Origin of the sequence: Streptomyces sp. NBC_00690 (assembly GCF_036226685.1) — a bacterium.
In the GTDB taxonomy this organism is placed as follows: domain Bacteria; phylum Actinomycetota; class Actinomycetes; order Streptomycetales; family Streptomycetaceae; genus Streptomyces.
In genome coordinates this window covers 2,932,364-2,952,318 of the sequence record NZ_CP109009.1, presented here as the reverse complement: position 1 = coordinate 2,952,318, position 19,955 = coordinate 2,932,364, and the positions used below count along the sequence as shown (strand labels likewise).

Annotated in this window: 21 protein-coding genes; 19 read left to right on the top strand and 2 right to left on the bottom strand. The window is 68.4% G+C overall.

Features of this window, described 5'->3' with window-relative positions; all coding sequences use genetic code 11:
- Nucleotides 1-19: 19 nt before the first annotated feature.
- The 11 genes from OID54_RS13055 (at nt 20) to era (ending at nt 9,882) form a co-directional block, all read left to right on the top strand.
- A complete protein-coding gene (locus OID54_RS13055; RefSeq protein WP_329018602.1) occupies nt 20-379 on the top strand; it encodes a histidine triad nucleotide-binding protein in 360 nt (119 codons plus the stop codon).
- Nucleotides 380-391: 12 nt separating this feature from the next.
- Nucleotides 392-1,300, top strand: coding sequence for a ribonuclease Z (locus OID54_RS13050; RefSeq protein WP_329018599.1), 909 nt, complete (start codon nt 392-394; stop codon nt 1,298-1,300).
- 14 nt (nt 1,301-1,314) lie between these two features.
- On the top strand, nt 1,315-2,322 hold the full coding sequence (locus tag OID54_RS13045) for an adenosine deaminase (RefSeq protein WP_329018597.1): 1,008 nt from the start codon (nt 1,315-1,317) through the stop codon (nt 2,320-2,322).
- 491 nt (nt 2,323-2,813) lie between these two features.
- Nucleotides 2,814-3,863: a carbohydrate kinase family protein gene (locus OID54_RS13040; protein ID WP_329027466.1), complete on the top strand. Its 1,050-nt coding sequence runs from the start codon at nt 2,814-2,816 to the stop codon at nt 3,861-3,863.
- A 287-nt stretch (nt 3,864-4,150) separates the two neighbouring features.
- Nucleotides 4,151-5,233, top strand: coding sequence for a PhoH family protein (locus OID54_RS13035; protein ID WP_329018594.1), 1,083 nt, complete (start codon nt 4,151-4,153; stop codon nt 5,231-5,233).
- 13 nt (nt 5,234-5,246) lie between these two features.
- Nucleotides 5,247-5,744 (top strand): rRNA maturation RNase YbeY, encoded by a 498-nt coding sequence (gene ybeY / locus OID54_RS13030; protein ID WP_329018589.1) that lies wholly within the window; start codon nt 5,247-5,249, stop codon nt 5,742-5,744.
- Nucleotides 5,741-7,039: a hemolysin family protein gene (locus OID54_RS13025; RefSeq protein ID WP_329018587.1), complete on the top strand. Its 1,299-nt coding sequence runs from the start codon at nt 5,741-5,743 to the stop codon at nt 7,037-7,039. The genes ybeY and OID54_RS13025 overlap by 4 nt, the downstream gene beginning before the upstream one ends.
- Before the next feature lie 77 nt (nt 7,040-7,116).
- Nucleotides 7,117-7,470 (top strand): MmcQ/YjbR family DNA-binding protein, encoded by a 354-nt coding sequence (locus tag OID54_RS13020; protein WP_329018584.1) that lies wholly within the window; start codon nt 7,117-7,119, stop codon nt 7,468-7,470.
- Nucleotides 7,471-7,574: 104 nt separating this feature from the next.
- Nucleotides 7,575-8,261 carry a hypothetical protein gene (locus tag OID54_RS13015; RefSeq protein WP_329018581.1) on the top strand — a complete coding sequence of 229 codons (687 nt, stop codon included), beginning with the start codon at nt 7,575-7,577 and terminating at the stop codon, nt 8,259-8,261.
- Nucleotides 8,262-8,353: 92 nt separating this feature from the next.
- On the top strand, nt 8,354-8,707 hold the full coding sequence (locus OID54_RS13010) for a cytidine deaminase (RefSeq protein WP_329018577.1): 354 nt from the start codon (nt 8,354-8,356) through the stop codon (nt 8,705-8,707).
- Between the two features lie 221 nt (nt 8,708-8,928).
- Nucleotides 8,929-9,882, top strand: a complete 954-nt coding sequence (gene era / locus OID54_RS13005) for a GTPase Era (RefSeq protein ID WP_329018573.1) — start codon at nt 8,929-8,931, stop codon at nt 9,880-9,882.
- A gap of 134 nt (nt 9,883-10,016) precedes the next feature.
- On the opposite strand, the gene OID54_RS13000 is transcribed toward era, so the two are convergent.
- Complete coding sequence (locus OID54_RS13000) at nt 10,017-10,283, bottom strand: protealysin inhibitor emfourin (protein ID WP_329018570.1); 267 nt, start codon at nt 10,281-10,283, stop codon at nt 10,017-10,019.
- A 108-nt stretch (nt 10,284-10,391) separates the two neighbouring features.
- Nucleotides 10,392-11,468, bottom strand: coding sequence for a M4 family metallopeptidase (locus OID54_RS12995; RefSeq protein WP_329018567.1), 1,077 nt, complete (start codon nt 11,466-11,468; stop codon nt 10,392-10,394).
- Nucleotides 11,469-11,782: 314 nt separating this feature from the next.
- On the opposite strand from OID54_RS12995, the gene leuA reads away from it, so the two are divergent.
- From leuA to OID54_RS12955, 8 genes are all read left to right on the top strand, one after another.
- A complete protein-coding gene (gene leuA / locus OID54_RS12990; RefSeq protein WP_329018562.1) occupies nt 11,783-13,543 on the top strand; it encodes a 2-isopropylmalate synthase in 1,761 nt (586 codons plus the stop codon).
- A gap of 204 nt (nt 13,544-13,747) precedes the next feature.
- The gene (locus OID54_RS12985; protein ID WP_329018559.1) at nt 13,748-14,443 is read left to right on the top strand and encodes a tellurite resistance TerB family protein; all 696 of its coding nucleotides are present in this window, start codon (nt 13,748-13,750) and stop codon (nt 14,441-14,443) included.
- Between the two features lie 754 nt (nt 14,444-15,197).
- Nucleotides 15,198-16,394 carry a sensor histidine kinase gene (locus OID54_RS12980; protein ID WP_329018556.1) on the top strand — a complete coding sequence of 399 codons (1,197 nt, stop codon included), beginning with the start codon at nt 15,198-15,200 and terminating at the stop codon, nt 16,392-16,394.
- Entirely contained in the window at nt 16,391-17,095 is a 705-nt protein-coding gene (locus tag OID54_RS12975; protein ID WP_329018553.1) for a response regulator transcription factor, read from the top strand. Before OID54_RS12980 ends, OID54_RS12975 begins: the two co-directional genes overlap by 4 nt.
- A gap of 149 nt (nt 17,096-17,244) precedes the next feature.
- Nucleotides 17,245-17,514: a DUF1905 domain-containing protein gene (locus OID54_RS12970; RefSeq protein ID WP_329018550.1), complete on the top strand. Its 270-nt coding sequence runs from the start codon at nt 17,245-17,247 to the stop codon at nt 17,512-17,514.
- A 206-nt stretch (nt 17,515-17,720) separates the two neighbouring features.
- On the top strand, nt 17,721-18,485 hold the full coding sequence (recO, locus tag OID54_RS12965) for a DNA repair protein RecO (RefSeq protein WP_329018547.1): 765 nt from the start codon (nt 17,721-17,723) through the stop codon (nt 18,483-18,485).
- A 61-nt stretch (nt 18,486-18,546) separates the two neighbouring features.
- Entirely contained in the window at nt 18,547-19,371 is an 825-nt protein-coding gene (locus OID54_RS12960) for an isoprenyl transferase (protein WP_329018544.1), read from the top strand.
- Nucleotides 19,364-19,954, top strand: coding sequence for a YcxB family protein (locus tag OID54_RS12955; RefSeq protein WP_329018541.1), 591 nt, complete (start codon nt 19,364-19,366; stop codon nt 19,952-19,954). Before OID54_RS12960 ends, OID54_RS12955 begins: the two co-directional genes overlap by 8 nt.
- The last annotated feature ends 1 nt before the right edge of the window (nt 19,955 follow it).

Sequence of the window (19,955 nt, the reverse complement as noted above, 5' to 3'; positions counted from 1 at the left end):
AACGCGAGGAGGACCCGGCATGGCGGGAGAACCGCAGGCTGACTGCCTGTTCTGCAAGATCGTCGCGGGTGATGTGCCCGCCACCTTGGTCCGGGAGACCGAGACCGCGGTCGCCTTCCGCGACATCAACCCCCAGGCGCCCACCCATGTGTTGGTGATCCCGCGGGCCCACTACCCCGACGCGGCCTCCCTCGCCGTGGCCGAGCCCGTCCTCGCGGCGGACGTGCTGCGTCTGGCCGGTGAGGTCGCCGAGCAGGAGAAGACGATCGACTCCGGATACCGCATCGTCTTCAACACCGGTTCGGGTGCGGGCCAGACCGTCTTCCACGCCCATGCGCACGTCCTCGGCGGACGCGGGCTCGCCTGGCCCCCTGGATAGCGGCGACCGATCTTGTCCGTACGAGAATTGGTGGTGCTGGGCACCGCCAGCCAGGTCCCCACCCGCCACCGCAACCACAACGGCTACCTCCTGCGCTGGGGTGCCGAAGGCATTCTCTTCGACCCCGGCGAAGGCACCCAGCGCCAGATGCTGCGGGCCGGGGTCGCCGCCCACGACATCAACCGCATCTGCATCACCCACTTCCACGGCGACCACTCGCTGGGGCTGGCCGGGGTCATCCAGCGCATCAACCTCGATCGCGTTCCGCACGAGGTCGTCGCCCACTACCCCGCCAGCGGTCAGCGCTACTTCGACCGCCTGCGCTATGCGACGGCCTACCGGGAGACGGTGCAGCTGACCGAGGCCCCCGTCGCCGCCGACGGGCCGCTCGCCACCACCGGGGCGTACCAACTCCTCGCCCACCGGCTCTCCCACCCGGTCGAGTCATTCGGCTATCGACTCGTCGAGCCGGACGGCCGACGGATGCTCCCCGAGAAGCTGGCCGCCCACGGCATCCGCGGCCCCGACGTGGGCCGCATCCAGCGCGAGGGCGCACTGCGCGAAGTCACCCTGGACCAGGTCAGTGAGGAACGCCGTGGCCAGCGATTCGCGTTCGTCATGGACACCCGACTCTGTGACGGCGTGTACGCCCTCGCCGAGGATTGCGATCTGCTCGTCATCGAATCCACCTTCCTGGACGAGGACGAACAGCTCGCCAAGGACCACGGCCATCTCACGGCCGGCCAGGCTGCCCGGGTCGCCCGTGAGGCGGGTGTGCGGCATCTCGTCCTCACCCACTTCTCCCAGCGCTACGCGGACCCGGACGCCTTCGAGCGACAGGCGCGGGCCGCCGGATTCGACGGCGAGTTGACCATCGCGGCCGACCTCCTGCGCGTCCCCCTCCCCACCCGACGACCATGAACGAAGCTGGACCCGTGCCCCTCCCCAAAGCCGAACTCCACCTCCACATCGAAGGCACCCTGGAACCGGAACTCGCCTTCGCCCTCGCCGCGCGCAACGGCGTCCAGCTGCCCTACCCGGACACCGAGGCGCTGCGCAGCGCCTATCTCTTCGACGACCTCCAGTCCTTCCTCGACCTCTACTACGCCCTGATGGCGGTGTTGCGGACCGAGGACGACTTCACCGATCTGACGGACGCCTATCTGACCCGGGCCGCCGCGCAGGGGGTGCGGCACGCCGAGATCTTCTTCGACCCCCAAGCCCACACCGCCCGGGGTGTGCCGATCGGCACCGTCATCGACGGCATCGCCCGGGCGCTCGACCGGAGCGAGGACCGCCACGGCATCTCCACCCGTCTGATCATGTGCTTCCTGCGGGACCTGTCCGCCGCATCCGCGCTGGAAACCCTCGATGCGGCGAGGCCCCACCTCCATCGGATCACGGCCGTCGGCCTCGACTCCGCTGAGGCGGGGCATCCGCCGTCGAAGTTCCGTGAGGTGTACGAGGCGGCCGGAGCCCTGGGGCTGCGCAAGGTGGCCCATGCGGGGGAGGAGGGCCCGCCGGAGTACATCCGCGAGGCACTGGACGTCCTCGGAGTCGAGCGCATCGACCATGGCCTGCGCTGCATCGAGGACAGCGAGTTGGTGGCCCGGCTCGCCCGCGAAAGGGTGCCGCTGACCTTGTGCCCCCTGTCGAACGTCCGGCTCAAGGTCATCGACGTACTGGAAGACCATCCGCTGCGGCAGCTGATGGATGCCGGGCTGCTCTGCACGGTGAACTCGGACGACCCGGCGTACTTCGGCGGATACGTGGGGGACACCTTCCACGCCGTCCGGGAGGCGCTGGACCTGGATCATGAGCGGCTGCGTGAGCTCGCTCGCAACTCGTTCGTCGCGGCCTTCCTCCAGGACGACGAGGAGCGGCGCACCCGTTTGCTCGCCGAGGTGGACGCATACGACTTCGCCGGCGAGTCGGGTTTCTAGCGCGGCTCGCTGGATCGCCCGGGCCCGGCGGTCTGCTGACCTTCCGGGTTCGGGTCGATCCTCGTCGACCGGATCGCACCAGCCAGCCCCGTGGGCCAGCGGGCCAGCCGGACCAGCCGCACTAGAGCTGAACCGGTCGAATCGGCCGAACCAACCGGAATCGTCCACAACAGTCGGGTGGGCCCGTACTCCCCTTCGGTGGGGGCCTCTGCTGCTCGTTGGGGCCGCACGCTGGGCGAAATGGGTCGATTGTCGTGCTCGCTGTGACTTGCACGGAAAGAGCAGTCCCGACCGAAGAAACTTCTTCCTTCCTCTCACAACAGGCCCCGCCCCAGCAGGCTCCATCAGGCACACTTGCCCTCATCTGCACCACGCACAGGAGCGGCGGCACGGTGAGCACGCGACACGGAAAACACGGGCAACAGCACGGACCCCGGGAGGCCCAGCAGGCCCCGGTCCCCAAACCCCCCTGCCTCGATCCCCTCTCCGCCCTGCGCACCCCCGCCGATCCCGCCTGCGATGTCTACCTCACCGGGACCGTCTTCCTCGACATCATCTTCACCGGGCTCGGCTCCGCACCCGTGCGCGGCACCGAGTCCTGGGCGCACGGCATGGGCTCCAGCCCCGGTGGCGTCGCCAACATGGCCACCGCCCTGGCCCGGCTGGGCCTGCGGACCTCCCTCGCTGCCGCCTTCGGTGACGATCACTACGGCGATTACTGCTGGGACGCCCTGGAGCAGGGCGAGGGAATCGATCTCGCCCTGTCGCGCACGGTTCCCGGCTGGCACTCCCCGGTCACCGTCTCGATGGCGTACGAGGGCGAGCGGACGATGGTCTCCCACGGCCATGAGGCACCACCGCCCGAGTCCGCCCCTGAGTGCCCGCCGCCCGCGAGAGCCGCCATCGCCTCGCTCACACCCGGCCGCCGGGACGAGTGGATCGCACAGGCGGCCCGGCAGGGCACCCGGGTCTTCGCCGACGTCGGCTGGGACGAGACGGGCCGCTGGGACCCGGACGACCTAGCCGATCTGGAGCACTGCGAAGCATTCCTCCCCAATGCCGAGGAGGCCATGCGCTACACCCGCACCGACTGCCCACGGGCTGCGGCGCACGCCCTCACCGAGCGGGTGCCGGTGGCCGTGGTCACGCTCGGCGCGGAGGGCGCGTACGCGGTGGACGGTCGCACCGGTGAGTGCGCCGAGGTCCCCGCCATCGTGGTGGAGGCCCTCGACCCGACGGGCGCAGGCGATGTGTTCGTCGCCGGTTTCGTCACCGGCACCCTCGCGCAGTGGCCGCTGGCCGACCGGCTCGCTTTCGCGGGGTTGACCGCGGCGCTGTCGGTGCAGGAGTTCGGAGGATCGCTCTCGGCGCCCGGGTGGCTGGAGATCGCGACCTGGTGGCAGCAGGTCCAAGGGATGGCCGACCAGGACCCGGCGGCCCTGCGCAGGTACACGTTCCTCGATGGGCTCCTGCCGGCCCCGGCCAGGCCGTGGCCCCTGCCCAGGGCCGTCCCCACGATCGGCTTCCGCAACTCAGCCTGACTTCCGCCGCTCGCCGGGCCGAGACGGTTCGTCGCACCCGACCGCGCCTTCCGGCCCGGTCGGGTTCCCGGTGCCCCGTGCCGGACAGTGCCACCCCGTCGGAGCCTGTCGGTCTCCTCGGATCTCGTCGGATCTCGTTGGTCTCGTGGTTCTCATGGGCCTGTCGGAGCTCAGGGTGAAAAAGCCCTCGGTCCTTGTCAGCACGGCGTCGTACGCTGGAGTTCCAGAGGTTGTCGAGCAGCGACAACCCTGCGACGGGAGGTATGTGCAGGCCACAGAGCCGGCCCATGACTCACACACCCACAGCCCAGACCAGTTCCCGCCACCCGGCCAGCCCCGAAGGCGCGCGGAACACACCAGAGCCGGGACAGGCACGAGCCGCGTTCACCGTTCCCGCCAAACACCCGATGGTGACCCTCCTCGGCTCCGGCGACGCGCTGCTGCGCGTGATCGAGAAGGCGTTCCCGGCAGCCGACATCCATGTCCGGGGCAATCAGGTCAGCGCCGTGGGCGACCCGGTGGACGTCGCGCTCATCCAGCGCCTGTTCGACGAGATGATGCTGGTGCTCCGCACCGGACAGCCGATGACGGAGGACGCAGTGGAACGCTCGATCGCCATGCTCAGGGCGAGTGGGAACGGCACCGGGGGCGATTCCTCCGAAACCCCCGCCGAAGTGCTCACTCAGAACATCCTCTCCAGCCGTGGTCGGACCATCCGCCCCAAGACGCTCAACCAGAAGCGGTACGTCGACGCGATCGACAAGCACACGATCGTCTTCGGCATCGGCCCCGCGGGCACCGGCAAGACCTATCTCGCCATGGCCAAGGCGGTCCAGGCCCTCCAGTCCAAGCAGGTCACCCGGATCATCCTGACCAGGCCCGCGGTCGAAGCGGGTGAGCGGCTCGGCTTCCTGCCCGGCACGCTGTACGAGAAGATCGATCCCTATCTGCGTCCGCTCTACGACGCGCTGCACGACATGCTCGACCCCGATTCCATCCCCCGGCTGATGGCCGCGGGCACGATCGAGGTCGCGCCGCTGGCCTATATGCGCGGACGGACACTCAACGATGCGTTCATCATCCTCGACGAGGCGCAGAACACCAGCGCCGAACAGATGAAGATGTTCCTCACCAGGCTCGGGTTCGACTCGAAGATCGTCATCACCGGAGACGTCACCCAGGTCGACCTTCCGAGCGGCACCAAGAGCGGTCTCCGACAGGTCCAGGACATCCTGGACGGCGTCGAGGACGTCCATTTCTCCCGCCTCACGTCCAACGATGTCGTTCGGCACAAGCTCGTCGGCCGTATCGTCGATGCGTACGAGAAGTACGACGGCCTCAACGACGGCCGCGGCGCGAACGGGAAGTAGCTCGAACCACACCATGTCGATCGACGTCAACAACGAGTCCGGAACCGAGGTCGACGAGCACGCGATCCTCGACGTCGCCCGCTACGCGCTCGCGAGAATGAGGATCCACCCGCTCTCCGAACTCTCGGTGATCGTCGTGGACGAGGCGGCGATGGAACAGCTCCACATCCAATGGATGGATCTGCCGGGCCCCACCGATGTCATGTCCTTCCCGATGGACGAACTGCGCCCACCGGTGAAGGACGCCGAGGAGCCTCCCCAGGGGCTCCTCGGTGACATCGTGCTCTGTCCTGAAGTTGCCAAGACGCAGGGTGAGCAGTCCCCGACCCAGCACTCCATGGACGAGGAGTTGCAACTGCTCACCGTCCACGGCGTCCTCCACCTCCTCGGCTATGACCACGAGGAGCCGGACGAGAAGGCCGAGATGTTCGGTCTCCAGGCGGCGATCGTCGACGGCTGGCGGGCGGAGAAGGGCCTGACCGGACCGTCCCCCGCGCCGACCGTCTCATGAGCGGGCCACTGGTCTTCGGGGCGGTTCTGCTGGTCGTCGTCGCCTGGCTTGCGGCGTGCGCCGAGGCCGGCATCGCACGCGTCTCCAGCTTCCGTGCCGCGGAAGCCACTCGCTCGGGGCGACGGGGCGCTGCCAAGCTGGCACAGGTCGCCGGCGACCCCACCCGCTATCTCAATGTGGCCCTCCTGGTGCGCGTCGCCTGTGAGATGGCCGCGGGCGTCCTGGTCACCTACGCCTGCCTCCAGGAGTTCCCCGAGACCTGGGAGGCGCTCGCCGTCGCGATCGGCGTGATGGTCCTGGTCTCCTATGTGGCGGTGGGTGTTTCCCCGCGGACGATCGGCCGTCAGCACCCGCTGAACACGGCAACCGCCGCCGCGTACGTCCTGCTGCCGCTCGCGCGGATCATGGGTCCGATTCCACAACTGCTGATCCTGCTCGGCAATGCGCTCACTCCCGGGAAGGGTTTCCGCAAGGGCCCCTTCGCCAGTGAGGCGGAACTGCGCGCGATGGTCGATCTGGCCGAGCAGGAATCACTGATCGAGGACGACGAGCGCCGTATGGTGCACTCCGTCTTCGAACTCGGTGACACATTGGTCCGCGAAGTCATGGTTCCGCGCACGGACTTGATTTCCATCGAGCGGTACAAGACCGTTCGGCAGGCCATGACCCTGGCCCTGCGTTCCGGCTTCTCCCGCATTCCTGTCAGCGGTGAGAATGAGGACGATGTCGTCGGCATCGTCTATCTCAAGGACCTTGCGCGAAAGACGCACATCAATCGGGAGTCCGAGGCCGATCTGGTTTCCACTGCCATGCGAGCGGCGGTCTTCGTTCCCGACACCAAGAATGCCGGGGACCTGCTGCGCGAGATGCAGCAGAAGCGCAACCACGTCGCCGTCGTCATCGACGAGTACGGCGGTACGGCCGGGATCGTCACGATCGAAGACATCCTGGAGGAGATCGTCGGCGAGATCACGGATGAGTACGACCGTGAACTTCCGCCGATCGAGGATCTGGGCGAGGGAAGCTTCAGGGTCACCGCGCGCTTGGACATCGGTGACATGGGCGAGCTCTATGGTCTGGACGAGTTGGACGACGAGGATGTGGAAACCGTCGGCGGACTGCTGGCGAAGGCCCTGGGACGGGTACCGATCGCGGGTGCGGGCGCCGTGGTCGACCTGCCGGACGGACGGGCGCTTCGGCTGACGGCCGAGTCCCCCGCAGGGCGTCGGAACAAGATCGTCACCGTTCTGGTGGAGCCGGTTCCAGGGCGTGCGGAGAACGGGCACGGAGCATAGGGCTCAGCCGGGACCGTACGGGGCTCGCCGCTCTCGTGGCGCCGGGCCCCGACCCCAAAACGCTGGAGGGCTGTCGCATGGACGCAGATGAACTCAAGGCATTCTGTCTGGAGTTCAATGACGCTACCGAGGAATTCCCGTTCGGTGAGGATGTGTCGGTCTTCAAGGTGGCGGGGAAGATGTTCGCCCTGAGCTCGCTGGACGCAAAGCCACTCAAGGCCAACCTCAAATGTGATCCGGACCTGGCCGTACAGCTTCGCACCGACCACTCCGCGATCGCTCCCGGCTGGCACATGAACAAACGCCATTGGAACACCGTCACGGTCGAGGAACTTCCCACCGAGATGGTGCGGGAACTCATCGAGGATTCCTACGATTTGGTGGTCGCACGACTCCCCAAAGCAGTTCGACTGCGCCTTGATCGTCCCTGATCCGTCCTGCGTGATGGGGATTGGTCTGCTGTGCATGGGTATTCTGAGGCGCAGCGGGGAGGGGGGCTCCCCATTGTCTCTCGTTGATCCAGGGGAGTAACTCCGTGAAGTCCATTCGTATGCGCCGTGGCGCTGCCTTGCTCGCTGCCGTCTCTGCGCTGTGTCTCACCGCAGCCGCCTGCGGCGGTTCCGATGAACAGAAGTCGGAGAAGGCGCCGAAGTCGGACGCCAAGCCGTTGACCCTGACTCAGATGAAGGCGGGTCTTGTTGCCCCGGTCGATCTGCCCGCCGGTTTCAAGGCCATGGAAGAAGGCGAAGCGGCAGGCAAACACAAGGCCGACAAGAAGGAATGTCAGCCGATCGCCGCGTTCATGAACCAGAAGGTCTCCGATGCCACCGTCGGCGGGGACATCGACCTCCAGAGCAATGACGCCATGATCAGCCAGCAGGTCATCACCTTCCCGGGGAACGGTGCGCAGGAATTCCTCAAGGAGGCCGCCACGGCACTCAAGGAATGCAAGGCGTTCTCGGTGAAGCAGGACGGCGAGCACGTCGACGTGAAGGTGGAGAAGATCTCCGGGCCGAAGGCTGGCGAGGAATCCCACGCCTTCCGGCTGAAGTTGAAGCTGGAGACCCTCTCCGTCGAGATGGAGACCAATCTGTTGGTGGCCAGGCAGGGCACCGGCGTGACCCGCATCGCCCATGTCCCGAACAACGCCACCGGGCACAAGGATTTCGACGAGCTGGCCGGTCGCGCGGCCAACAAGTTCGCCCGCGCCGCCCAGGACTGAGCCGGCGACAGACGCCGCACTGTCCAAGAAGTGGGGGCTCCGAGTTGGTCGGGCCCCACGGCCGTTCCCCCTTCCCGATCTATGCTCGACCCATGACGCAGAGCACCGCCCCAGGTCCGGAGGACCGCAAGATCATTACGCTGGCTCGCAGCGCCCGGGCCCGGAACGGAGTGCCCGAGGGCGCCGCCGTCCGCGATGAGACGGGTCGTACGTACGTCGCCGGGACCGTGGCGCTCGCCTCGCTCAACCTCAGTGCGCTCCAGACCGCGGTGGCGATGGCCGTGGCCAGCGGTGCCAAGTCCTTGGAGGCGGCGGCGGTGGTGTCGGATGCGGACACCGCGTCGGAAGCGGACCTGGCGGCCGTCAGGGATCTGGGCGGAGCGCAGACCCCCGTACTGCTGGCGGCGCCCGACGGGACCCTGAAGGCCACCATTACCGCGGGATAGGGGCGCATCCTCCAGGTGAGCGATTTCGGAGTGAGTGCCTGGGATCGGGGAGCACGGACCACGTTCGACCGGCAGTCGTGCGGGGTCGTCGATCGCTCCCGCGCGGGAGCAACGAGGTCCGGGCCATCGGGCCCGGGAGCGGGGTCGTCACCGGCCCTGCCACGGCGGACCGTGGCCGCGCCGGACACCGGAGGCACGGAGGACCGCCGGCATCAGCGACAATGGGCGGCATGAGTGTTCGTAGCCAGTCCTCCGAGCCCGCCCCGCACCGGGCGGGCTTCGCCTGTTTCGTCGGCCGTCCCAATGCGGGCAAGTCCACCCTCACGAACGCTCTTGTCGGTCAGAAGGTGGCGATCACCTCCAGCCGGCCGCAGACGACCCGGCACACCGTGCGCGGCATCGTCCACCGTCCCGAGGCCCAGTTGATCCTGGTGGACACCCCCGGACTGCACAAGCCGCGGACCCTGCTCGGGGAACGGCTCAACGATGTCGTCCGGACCACCTGGGCGGAGGTCGACGTCATCGGCTTCTGTCTGCCCGCAGACCAGAAGCTCGGCCCCGGGGACCGGTTCATCGCCAAGGAACTGGCGGGGATCAAGAAGACCCCCAAGGTCGCCATCGTCACCAAGACCGACCTGGTCGACTCCAAGACCCTGGCGGAGCAATTGCTCGCGGTGCATCTGCTCGCCGAAGAGCTGGGCTTCGAGTGGGCGGAGATCGTCCCCGTGTCCGTCGTCGCTGACCAGCAGGTCCAGCTGGTGGCCGACCTGCTGGTCCCGCTGATGCCTGAGGGGCCGGCGCTCTACCCGGAGGGTGACCTCACGGACGAGCCGGAGCAGGTCATGGTCGCCGAGCTGATCCGCGAGGCGGCGCTTGAGGGCGTGCGCGACGAGTTGCCGCACTCGATCGCGGTCGTCGTCGAGGAGATGCTGCCGCGCGAGGACCGCCCGGCGGACCGGCCGCTGCTGGACATCCACGCCAATCTCTACATCGAGCGTCCCAGCCAGAAGGGGATCATCATCGGCCCCAAGGGCAAGCGGCTCAAGGACGTGGGGACCAAGTCCCGCCAGCAGATCGAGGCCCTGCTCGGCACTCCGGTCTTCCTCGATCTCCACGTCAAGGTGGCGAAGGACTGGCAGCGCGACCCGAAGCAGCTGCGCAAGCTCGGTTTCTGAGCGGCCTACGGGCCACTTCTGGGCCGGGCAGGGGCCGTGGCCCATCGGAGCCCGGGCCCGCTGGCCCGGTCTGTATGGGCTGCGGGTGCACTCCGCCGTGCCGAACGCGATGGTGAGGCGTCGACGAAGCCTGGTCAGGCGCCTTCCCTCAGCACCCGGGAGACCAGCTCGCGCTGGGCGTCGGTCAGCCGGGGTTCACTGGCGTGGACGGTCGTCCCGTCGACGGAGATCTCGTAGCTGAAGCCGTCCGGCACCCCTCTGGACGGTTCGCTCCGGCCGTTCGTGAGCGCGTGCACCGCCAGCTCTCGCCAGCCGTCCGCGTCCGCCCGCCCCGAGACGTCGATCTCGGCGAACCGCTCGATCCCCGCGAACCCGCCCGTACGCCTTACCTGGATACGCATGGTTCCCGTTCTATTACGGATCGGCCCGTTGCGCCACGAGGTCCGGGACGGAGACCCACCCCGGACCCGACGTGCCCCGGCCGGTTCATCCGGCGGGGTCGAGCCGACTCACAGCTTGGCCTGTGTGGTGGGGACGCCCACCTGCGACCATGCCTTGATCACGGCCTCCAGCTCCGCGCCGTCGCCGTAGCGAGCCCGCGCCGAATCCACCGTCAGCCGGGCGAACTCGGAGAACTGCGCCTCGGACGACAGCTCGCCCCCGGTGAGGGTGTCGAACCAGATCTGCCCGGCCCGCTCCCACGCCTTGCCGCCGAGCTGGGTCGCCAGCAGGTAGAAGGCGTGATTGGGAATCCCGGAGTTGATGTGCACGCCGCCGTTGTCCCGGCCGGTGCGGACGTAGTCCTCCATCGTCGCGGGCTGCGGGTCCTTGCCGAGGACGTCGTCGTCGTACGCCGTGCCCGGGGCCTTCAGGCTGCGCAGGGCGACCCCGCTCACCCGGGGGGCGAGCAGGCCCTCGCCGATCAGCCAGTCGGCCTGGTCGGCGGTCTGGTCGAGCGTGTACTGCTTCACCAGCGAGCCGATCACGTCCGAGAACGACTCGTTGAGGGCGCCGGACTGGCTGAAGTACTCCAGGTTGGCCGTGTGCTGGGTGAGTCCGTGCGCCAGTTCGTGCGCGATGATGTCGACGGAGACGGAGAAGTCGAGGAAGATCTCCCCGTCCCCGTCGCCGAACACCATCTGCTGGCCGTCCCAGAAGGCGTTCCCATACTTCTCGTCGTAGTGGACGCTCGCGTTGAGCGGTAGTCCCGCATCGTCGAGAGAGTTGCGGCCGTACGAGTTCAGCAGGAGCTCGAAGGTGGCACCGAGGCCCGCGTAGACCCGGTTGACGGTGGCGTCCTGCCCTGGTTCGTCGCCCTCTCCACGGACCTTCTTGCCAGGCAGCCGCAGGGTGTTCTCGCAGTCGTAGATCGTGCGCCGGGGCTTGTCCGTCGTGGCGCCCTGCGTCGAGGGGACGGCCGCCGCCAGTCCGCGGATGGTGGTCACACGACGCCGGGTCCGCTGGGCGGCGTCCACTTCCAGGGTTCGCTGGGCGGCCTCGGCGAGTGCGCTGTCCTCACCGCGGGCGATCTTGTCGAGCACATGCGGCGGCACGATGGTGCAGAACGTGGGATGGGAATCTGTCATGACCGGCAATGTGGCACTGGGTCATCCCACTGTCACTAGTTGCCACCGGGATTGACGAGATGGAGTGACGAATACCGTATGGCTGACGGATATCCCGCATACTGATACAGGACCGCCGTTCCAGCGCGGCTCGGCTATGCTCGCCCGCATCATGCGTTTCGGGCTGCTTCTTCTTAGCTGCCGCGGTGAGGGCCTGTAGTCGTAGGCCGACCCCCTCCCCGCGGGATCTGGTGCTGCAGCGTTTCGTCGGCCTCCCCCATAGCCCCTGAGGGCATGGGAGGTAACCAAGCCGGACCCCCGAGGAGCCCCGCGCAATGTCTGAGACTTCTGTTGGCCGCCCCACGCCCATCACCAATGCGACCCACACGCAGAAGCCGTCCGGAATGCCGATCCACAAGTACGGCCCCTACGAGGCCGTGGACATCTCCGACCGCACCTGGCCGAACCAGCGGATCACCAAGGCCCCCCGGTGGCTGTCCACCGATCTGCGGGACGGCAACCAGGCCCTGATCGACCCCATGTCTCCCGCTCGCAAGCGTGAGATGTTCGATCTGCTGGTGCGGATGGGCTACAAGGAGATCGAGGTCGGCTTCCCGTCCTCCGGTGAGACCGACTTCGCCTTCGTCCGGTCGATCATCGAGGAGGGGGCGATCCCCGAGGACGTGACGATCTCCGTACTGACCCAGGCGCGCGAGGAGCTGATCGAGCGCACGGTGGAGTCCCTGAAGGGCGCGCACCGGGCCACGGTCCATCTGTACAACGCCACCGCGCCGACTTTCCGCCGGGTTGTCTTCCGCGGTTCGAAGGACCAGGTCAAGCAGATCGCCGTCGACGGCACCCGGCTGGTGATGGAGTACGCGGAGAAGGTCCTGGGCCCGGAGACGATCTTCGGCTACCAGTACAGCCCGGAGATCTTCACCGATACGGAGCTGGACTTCGCCCTGGAGGTCTGTGAGGCCGTGATGGACGTCTGGCAGCCGGAGGCCGGTCGCGAGATCATCCTGAATCTGCCGGCGACCGTGGAGCGCTCGACGCCCTCCACGCACGCGGACCGTTTCGAGTGGATGAGCCGGAACCTGTCCCGCCGCGAGTACGTCTGTCTGTCCGTGCACCCGCACAACGACCGGGGCACCGCCGTCGCCGCGGCCGAGTTGGCGATCATGGCGGGCGCCGACCGGATCGAGGGCTGTCTGTTCGGTCAGGGCGAGCGCACCGGCAATGTCGACCTGGTGACCCTGGGGATGAATCTGTTCTCGCAGGGCATCGACCCGCAGATCGACTTCTCGCAGATCGATGAGATCCGTCGGACCAGCGAGTACTGCAACCAGATGGAGATCCACCCGCGCCATCCGTATGCGGGTGACCTGGTCTACACGTCCTTCTCCGGCTCCCACCAGGACGCCATCAAGAAGGGCTTCGACGCGCTGGAGGCGGATGCCGCCGCGGTCGGCAAGTCCGTCGACGACATCGAGTGGAACGTGCCGTACCTGCCGATCGACCCCAAGGACGTGGGCCGTTCGTACGAGGCGGTCATCCGCGTCAACTCGCAGTCGGGCAAAGGCGGCATCGCCTACGTCCTGAAGAACGACCACAAGCTGGATCTGCCGCGGCGGATGCAGATCGAGTTCTCCCGGATCATCCAGGCGAAGACCGACAGCGAGGGTGGAGAGATCACCCCGGCCGCCATCTGGGCCACCTTCCAGGACGAGTACCTGCCCAATCCGGAGAACTCGTGGGGCCGCATCCAACTGCGCTCCGGGCAGTCCACCACGGACACCGACGGCACTGACACCCTGACCGTCGAGGCCGTTGTGGACGGCACCGAGACGGTGTTGGCTGGATCTGGCAACGGTCCGATCTCTGCGTTCTTCGCCGCTCTGAACGCCGTCGGGGTGGATGTACGACTGCTGGACTACACCGAGCACACCCTCAGCGAGGGTGCATCCGCGCAGGCCGCGTCGTACATCGAGTGCGCCATCGACGGCAAGGTGATGTGGGGCATCGGCATCGATGCCAACACCACGAGGGCCTCGCTGAAGGCTGTTGTCTCGGCGGTCAATCGCGCCACGCGCTGATTCTGCAAATTGACCGATCACGCCCCCTGGACCCCGCCTGAACGGGAGATTCCGGGGGGCGTGCCCTGTTTACGGCTGCGAATCCGGGGGCGAGGAATCGGCCATGTGCTGGCGTACAGCCGCTGGAGTGCTGACGTAGCAACCCTGCTGTGGCTAACATCACGTCAACGCGGGAATGTTGCCGGAGCGTTACGGAGGTGCGCAGTGCGCGCAGGCCGGGGAGTATTTGGCCGAAAGTTGTTGGTCTGCGGCATTCACACTTCGTGGAACACCGTAGGGGACGGGGAGTTCTTCTGTCCTGCCTGCGGAGGCGACAGGAACTATCGCCGCCGCACCGGCCGCCGTCGTTTCACCCTGCTCGGAATTCCCCTCCTGCCGCGAGGGTCGGCGGGTCCCGTCGTCGAATGCGCCGCCTGTCACGGGCACTTCGGCATGGACACCCTCGACCATCCGACGACCGCACGCTTCTCCGCGATGCTCCGGGACGCAGTCCACACGGTGGCCCTGGCCGTTCTCGCCTCCGGTGGCACCTCGTCCAGTTCCGTGCGCGAGACCGCGGTCACCACGGTCCGTGCGGCGGGTCTGCACGACTGCACGGAGGACCAACTCACCGGGCTGATCGAGGCGCTCGCCGCGGACACCGGTCGCTTCGTCACCGACACCGGACCGTACGGCGCTGCCCTCGCGATCGAATTGCACGAAGCGCTGGAGCCGCTGTCGCCGCACCTCGCGCCGGCGGGCAGGGAGTCGATCCTGCTCCAAGGAGCCCGGATCGCGCTCGCGGACGGGCCCTACACACCGGCCGAACGAGAAGTGCTGACCACCGTGGGCACGGCGCTCCAACTGCCGCCGACGGACACCACCCGACTGTTGTCGATGGCCCGCACGCTCTCCCCGTAGCCCGTCTGTCGGTTGTGCCCGGGGCTCACGGTCCGGCGGGGGGACTGTGGGCTCCTGAGCAGAGAGCAGGCGTGGCCGGGGGCGTACCGCTGTCGTCAGGGGCTTCCAGGGGTGCACACGCGCCCCCGAACCTTGCCTGGCACCCCGGGGGCGCTTCCGCCCGCCGTAGGCCCGTAGAAGGCCGCTGGGGCCGCGAGGCGTGGCCGTTGAGGGGTACTCGGGTTTTTCGGTTGCACAGCCGTTCGACCCTCGCGCGGGCGGCAGGCCCGGTCGGGCCGCGGCTTCACTTCGCGCTCGTTGGCTGCCGACCGGCGATGGGTGCCGGCGTGCGCCCGGCTGAGGGCGACCCCGTGCCGGGCCCCCGCCCCGCCCGTGCCGAAGTGCCGTACGCCGCACGGGAACTGCACTGGCGGAACGGTGGATTACTCCCCGGGGAGTAGTGCGCCCCCGGTGGCCACCTCCGGCAGTAGGACCCATCTCGCTCCCACGTCCGACGCACTCCTGCGCCGGTGTCGAAAGCCTGGTGTGCGACCCCGCGACCCCCGCTACACCGCGAGACGGCCATGGGATCTGAACCGAAAGTCCCGAGGCCGAGCGCTCGAAGGCACGCCGTGCCCTGTTCGCTGCTGCTCCGCTGCGGTGTTCATCGGAGGGACATCGGAACCCGGGCCAACGATCAGTGTGACCCACGTGTGTGACCCATTCGTGGTGCAGAATTCGCTCCCGCCGACGGCCCGCCCCTGAGGATGACCCCATGCCCGAACCCGCCCCGCGTCTCGGCGAGCGCGTCCTGACCGCCGTGAGCGGCGATCCCCTCACCGTCCCCAACCGCACGCGTAACGACGCGCTCATCGCGGTGGGAACGGGGCTGCTCTCCACCGCCATCGCCCTCTGCGCCGAGGACGGGAACGTCCCGGACCCGGTCGGCTGGCTCCTGTTGGCCGGCTCCGTGGCCGCGCTGGTCTGGCGCAGGTCATGTCCCGGCCTGGTACTGCTGGCCGTGCTGGTGTGCTCGGTGCCGTACCACGCCTTCGACAATCCGCACGCCGCCGCCATACCCGCGCTGGTCATCGCCCAGTACACGGTGGCCGCCACCGCCCGGCTCCTGTACACCTCCCTCATCGGGGCCGGGGCCATCACCGTGTCGGTCGCGGTGATGTTCGTCGTGGGCACCTCCGAGGGGCTGGACGCGCTCCGCAGTTCCGGTTGGCTGCTGACCGTCCTCGTCTTCGGCACGGACGTGCGCATCTACCGCCGCTACATCGCCTCCGTCGTGGGCCGCGCGGAGCACGCGGAGCGGACGCGCGAGGAGGAGGCGGCTCGTCGCGTCGCCGAGGAGCGGCTGCGCATAGCCCGTGACCTGCACGACCTCATCGCCCACTCCATCACCCTCATCGGCGTCCGCACCTCGGTCGCCTCCCATGTGATGCTCACCGACCCCGAACGTCTCGACCGGGCCGCGATAGCCCAGGCCCTCGACGACATCGCCGAGACCTGCCGCACCGCACGCGGGGAGTTGCGCACCACCCTGGCCGTCCTGCGCACCGACGCCCCCGACCGTGACGGTCCGCTGCCCGATCTCGCCGCGCTGCCCGATCTGGTGCGGCCCGCGGCGGCCGAGTTGACCCTGGACCTCAAAGCCGCACCCGTGCCACCCGCGGTGGGCGCCGCCGCCTACCGCATCGTCCAGGAGTCGCTGACCAACGCGGTGCGCCACGCAGGGCCGGCCGCCCACATCGAGGTCGCGGTGGTGCGGGAGGGGCCCGCGCTCATGGTCACGGTCTCCGACGACGGCCTGGGGCCGGTCCAACAGGGCAACGGCTACGGCATCATCGGCATGCGGGAGCGCGCCCGGAGCGTCGGCGGGACCCTCACCACCGGGGCACGCGTCCCCCACGGGTTCCAGGTGACCGCGCTGCTCCCCATCCAGCAATCGGAGGCCATCGCATGAGCGGTACGAAACGACCGATCAGGGTGCTACTCGTCGACGATCAACTGCTGGTGTTGGCGTCCTTCGCGATGCTCGTGGAGTCCGCGGCCGACATGGCGGTCGTCGGTCAGGCCACCGGGGGCGCGCAGGCGGTGGAGATGGCCCGCTCCAGCCTGCCGGACGTGGTCGTCATGGACGTCCGGATGCCCGGGCTGGACGGCATCGAGGCGACCCGGCTGATCGCGGCGGACGAAAGCCTCCACTCCGTGAAGGTGCTGGTCCTGACCACATACGACACCGACGATTACGTCGTGGACGCGCTGCGGGCCGGTGCCTCGGGCTTCCTGGTCAAGGACACCCGCCCGGCCGATCTGCTGTCGGCGATACGTACCGTGGCGGCCGGGGACGCGCTGCTGTCCCCGGGGCCCACGGCCCGTTTGATCGCACGGGTGCTGAGCGGCCCTTCGCTCGCTCCGACCGCCCGGATACCGACGAAGGGCACGGAGAAGCTCACCGAACGCGAGCGGCAGGTGCTGGCCCTGGTGGCACGCGGTCTGAACAACACCGACGCGGCGGCGGCGCTGGGGCTTTCCCCGCTCACCACCAAGACCCATGTGAGCCGGATCATGGGCAAGTTGGGCGCTCGGGACCGGGCCCAGTTGGTGATCATCGCTTATGAGTCGGGGCTGGTGGTGCCGGGGACCGCCCAAGCCCGGCCGTGACGGCGTCCGATGCGGGCCGTGGAGCACGGTGATCCCGGCAGTGGACGGCCGTGCGGGCGCGGCGATGAGTTTCCCTCCCGATGACGGTCCACCCTGATGAGAGCGCGCGCTCCAGCGCGTATCGACCAGCGATCAGGAGGGCAGCAGCCGTGGACGAACAGTTCACCGCCACTTTGCGCAAGAGCCCCGAGGCCGGCGGGTGGACCTATGTCGTATGGCCCGGATCGGTGGAGTTCTTCGGTACGCGGGGATTGGTCAAGGTCCGCGGCACCATTGACGGACACCCCTTCCGCAGTTCCTTCATGGCCCTGGGCGACGGCACCCACAAACTGCCGGTCAAGGCCGAGATCCGCAGGGCGATCGGCAAGGAGGCCGGGGACCCGGTCACGGTCCATCTGTACGAGCGGCTCCAGGGATGAGCCGGCCGGCCCCGCCCGCTTCGACCCCGCCCGCTTCGACCAGGGCGGCGCCGCGCGTCCACGCCGACCAGGCCGCGGGCGTACCCCGACCGCCCCGAGTGCCCCCGCAGCCCCATCGCTGACCTCCCGCACCACCGGAGCGCACGCCCGGGGTGCATCCCGACGTACAGGACCGTGGGCGGCCGACGGTACGGGACAATGGCCGCATGAGCCTGTTCCGTGACGATGGGATCGTCCTGCGCACCCAGAAGCTCGGCGAGGCCGACCGCATCATCACCCTGCTCACCCGCGGCCACGGCCGTGTGCGGGCGGTCGCCCGGGGCGTGCGCCGCACCAAGTCGAAGTTCGGTGCCCGGCTGGAGCCCTTCTCCCACGTCGACGTGCAGTTCTTCGCCCGTGGCAGCGAACTGATCGGCCGCGGCCTCCCCCTGTGCACCCAGAGCGAGACGATCGCCCCCTACGGCGGCGGGATCGTCACGGACTACGCCCGCTACACGGCGGGCACCGCCATGCTGGAGACCGCCGAGCGGTTCACCGACCACGAGGGCGAACCCGCGGTCCAGCAGTACCTCCTCCTCGTCGGGGCGCTGCGCTCCCTCGCCCGCGGCGAGCACGCACCCCACCTGATCCTCGACGCCTTCCTGTTGCGCTCCCTCGCCGTGAACGGTTACGCCCCCAGCTTCGACGACTGTGCGAAGTGCGGCCTCCACGGTCCCAATCGCTTCTTCTCCGTCGCCGCCGGCGGGGTCGTGTGCGGCGACTGCCGGGTGCCCGGCTGCGTCGTACCCTCGGCGCAGGCCCTCGGCCTGCTCAGCGCACTGCTGACCGGTGACTGGCCCACGGCCGATGCCTGTGAGGCGCGCCACGTCCGGGAGGGCACCGGGCTGGTGTCCGCCTATCTGCACTGGCACCTGGAGCGCGGCCTGCGCTCGCTCCGCTATGTCGAGTACGGCGAGAAACAGCCCCGGTGACCGGCGTGGTCCACCGGGATGTCCAAGAAGCACCAGCAGAGCGACAGGAGATGTGAATCGCATGGCACGACGCGGAATCCTGGGCAGGGCCCGCCGCGACTACAAGGTTCCCGAGCCGCACCCTTCCGGCGCCCGGCCGCCGAAGATCCCCGGTGAGCTGGTGCCCAACCATGTGGCCTGTGTCATGGACGGCAACGGCCGTTGGGCCAAGGAACGGGGACTGCCGCGCACGGAGGGCCACAAGGTGGGCGAGGGCGTCGTCCTCGACGTGCTGAAGGGCTGTCTGGAGATGGGCGTCAAGAACCTCTCCCTGTACGCCTTCTCCACCGAGAACTGGAAGCGTTCGCCCGACGAGGTCCGCTTCCTGATGAACTTCAACCGTGATGTCATCCGTCGCCGCCGCGATGAGATGAACGAGCTGGGCATCCGCATCCGCTGGGTCGGCCGGATGCCCAAGATGTGGAAGTCGGTCGTCCAGGAACTCCAGGTCGCCCAGGAGCAGACCAAGGACAACGACGCCATGACCTTGTACTTTTGCGTCAACTACGGCGGCCGGGCGGAGGTCGCCGACGCCGCACAGCGCATCGCCCTCGATGTGGCCGCGGGCAAGTTGGACCCGTCCAAGGTCAGTGAGAAGACGGTGCAGAAGTACCTGTACTACCCGGATATGCCGGACGTCGATCTCTTCCTGCGCCCCAGCGGCGAGCAGCGCAGCTCCAACTATCTGATCTGGCAGAGCGCGTACGCGGAGTTCGTCTTCCAGGACGTGCTGTGGCCGGACTTCGACCGTCGCGACCTGTGGCGGGCCTGTCTGGAGTACGCCCAGCGCGACCGTCGTTTCGGCGGTGCGATCCCCAACGAGGTCCCGGGGCAGGCACGTGGCTGAGAACGCCCACCACGCTCACCAGACCGATCACACCGATCACGCCGCCGGGGCCGTACCGGAGTCCGTGGAGCTGGCCTATTGGCCCGTTTACGCGGACATCCTCATCGGGGTGCTCGTCCAGCGGAGGAAGACCCGGTCGGGCCGTGCCCAACTGGTGGGATGGCCCATCGGGGCGCTCGCCGCCTTCGCGGCGGCCTGGATCCGTTTCGACGCCACTGGTCGGGTGACCGACCCCGCTGCGGCGATGCTGGTGACCGCGGGGATCTTCCTGGTGGTACTGACGCTGTTCCTGCCCCGGCTCATGGCACGGCAGTACCACCGGCTGACCAAGGAGCACGGTGAGTACCGGGCCGTGCTCGACGAGCAGGGGGTGCACTTCACCGCCGAACGGTTCTCGCACTCCTCCGACTGGACGCTCCTCAACCGGTACGTGGAGACGGCGGAGCACTTCGTCCTGCTCAGTGCGGACAAGGGCGCGGTCGGTCTGGTCGTGCTCCCCAAGCGGGGCGTGCAGCAGCCCGCAGCACCCGCAGGCATAGACGGTCTGCGGGCGCTGCTCGACGGGCGGCTACGGCGGGTCTGAC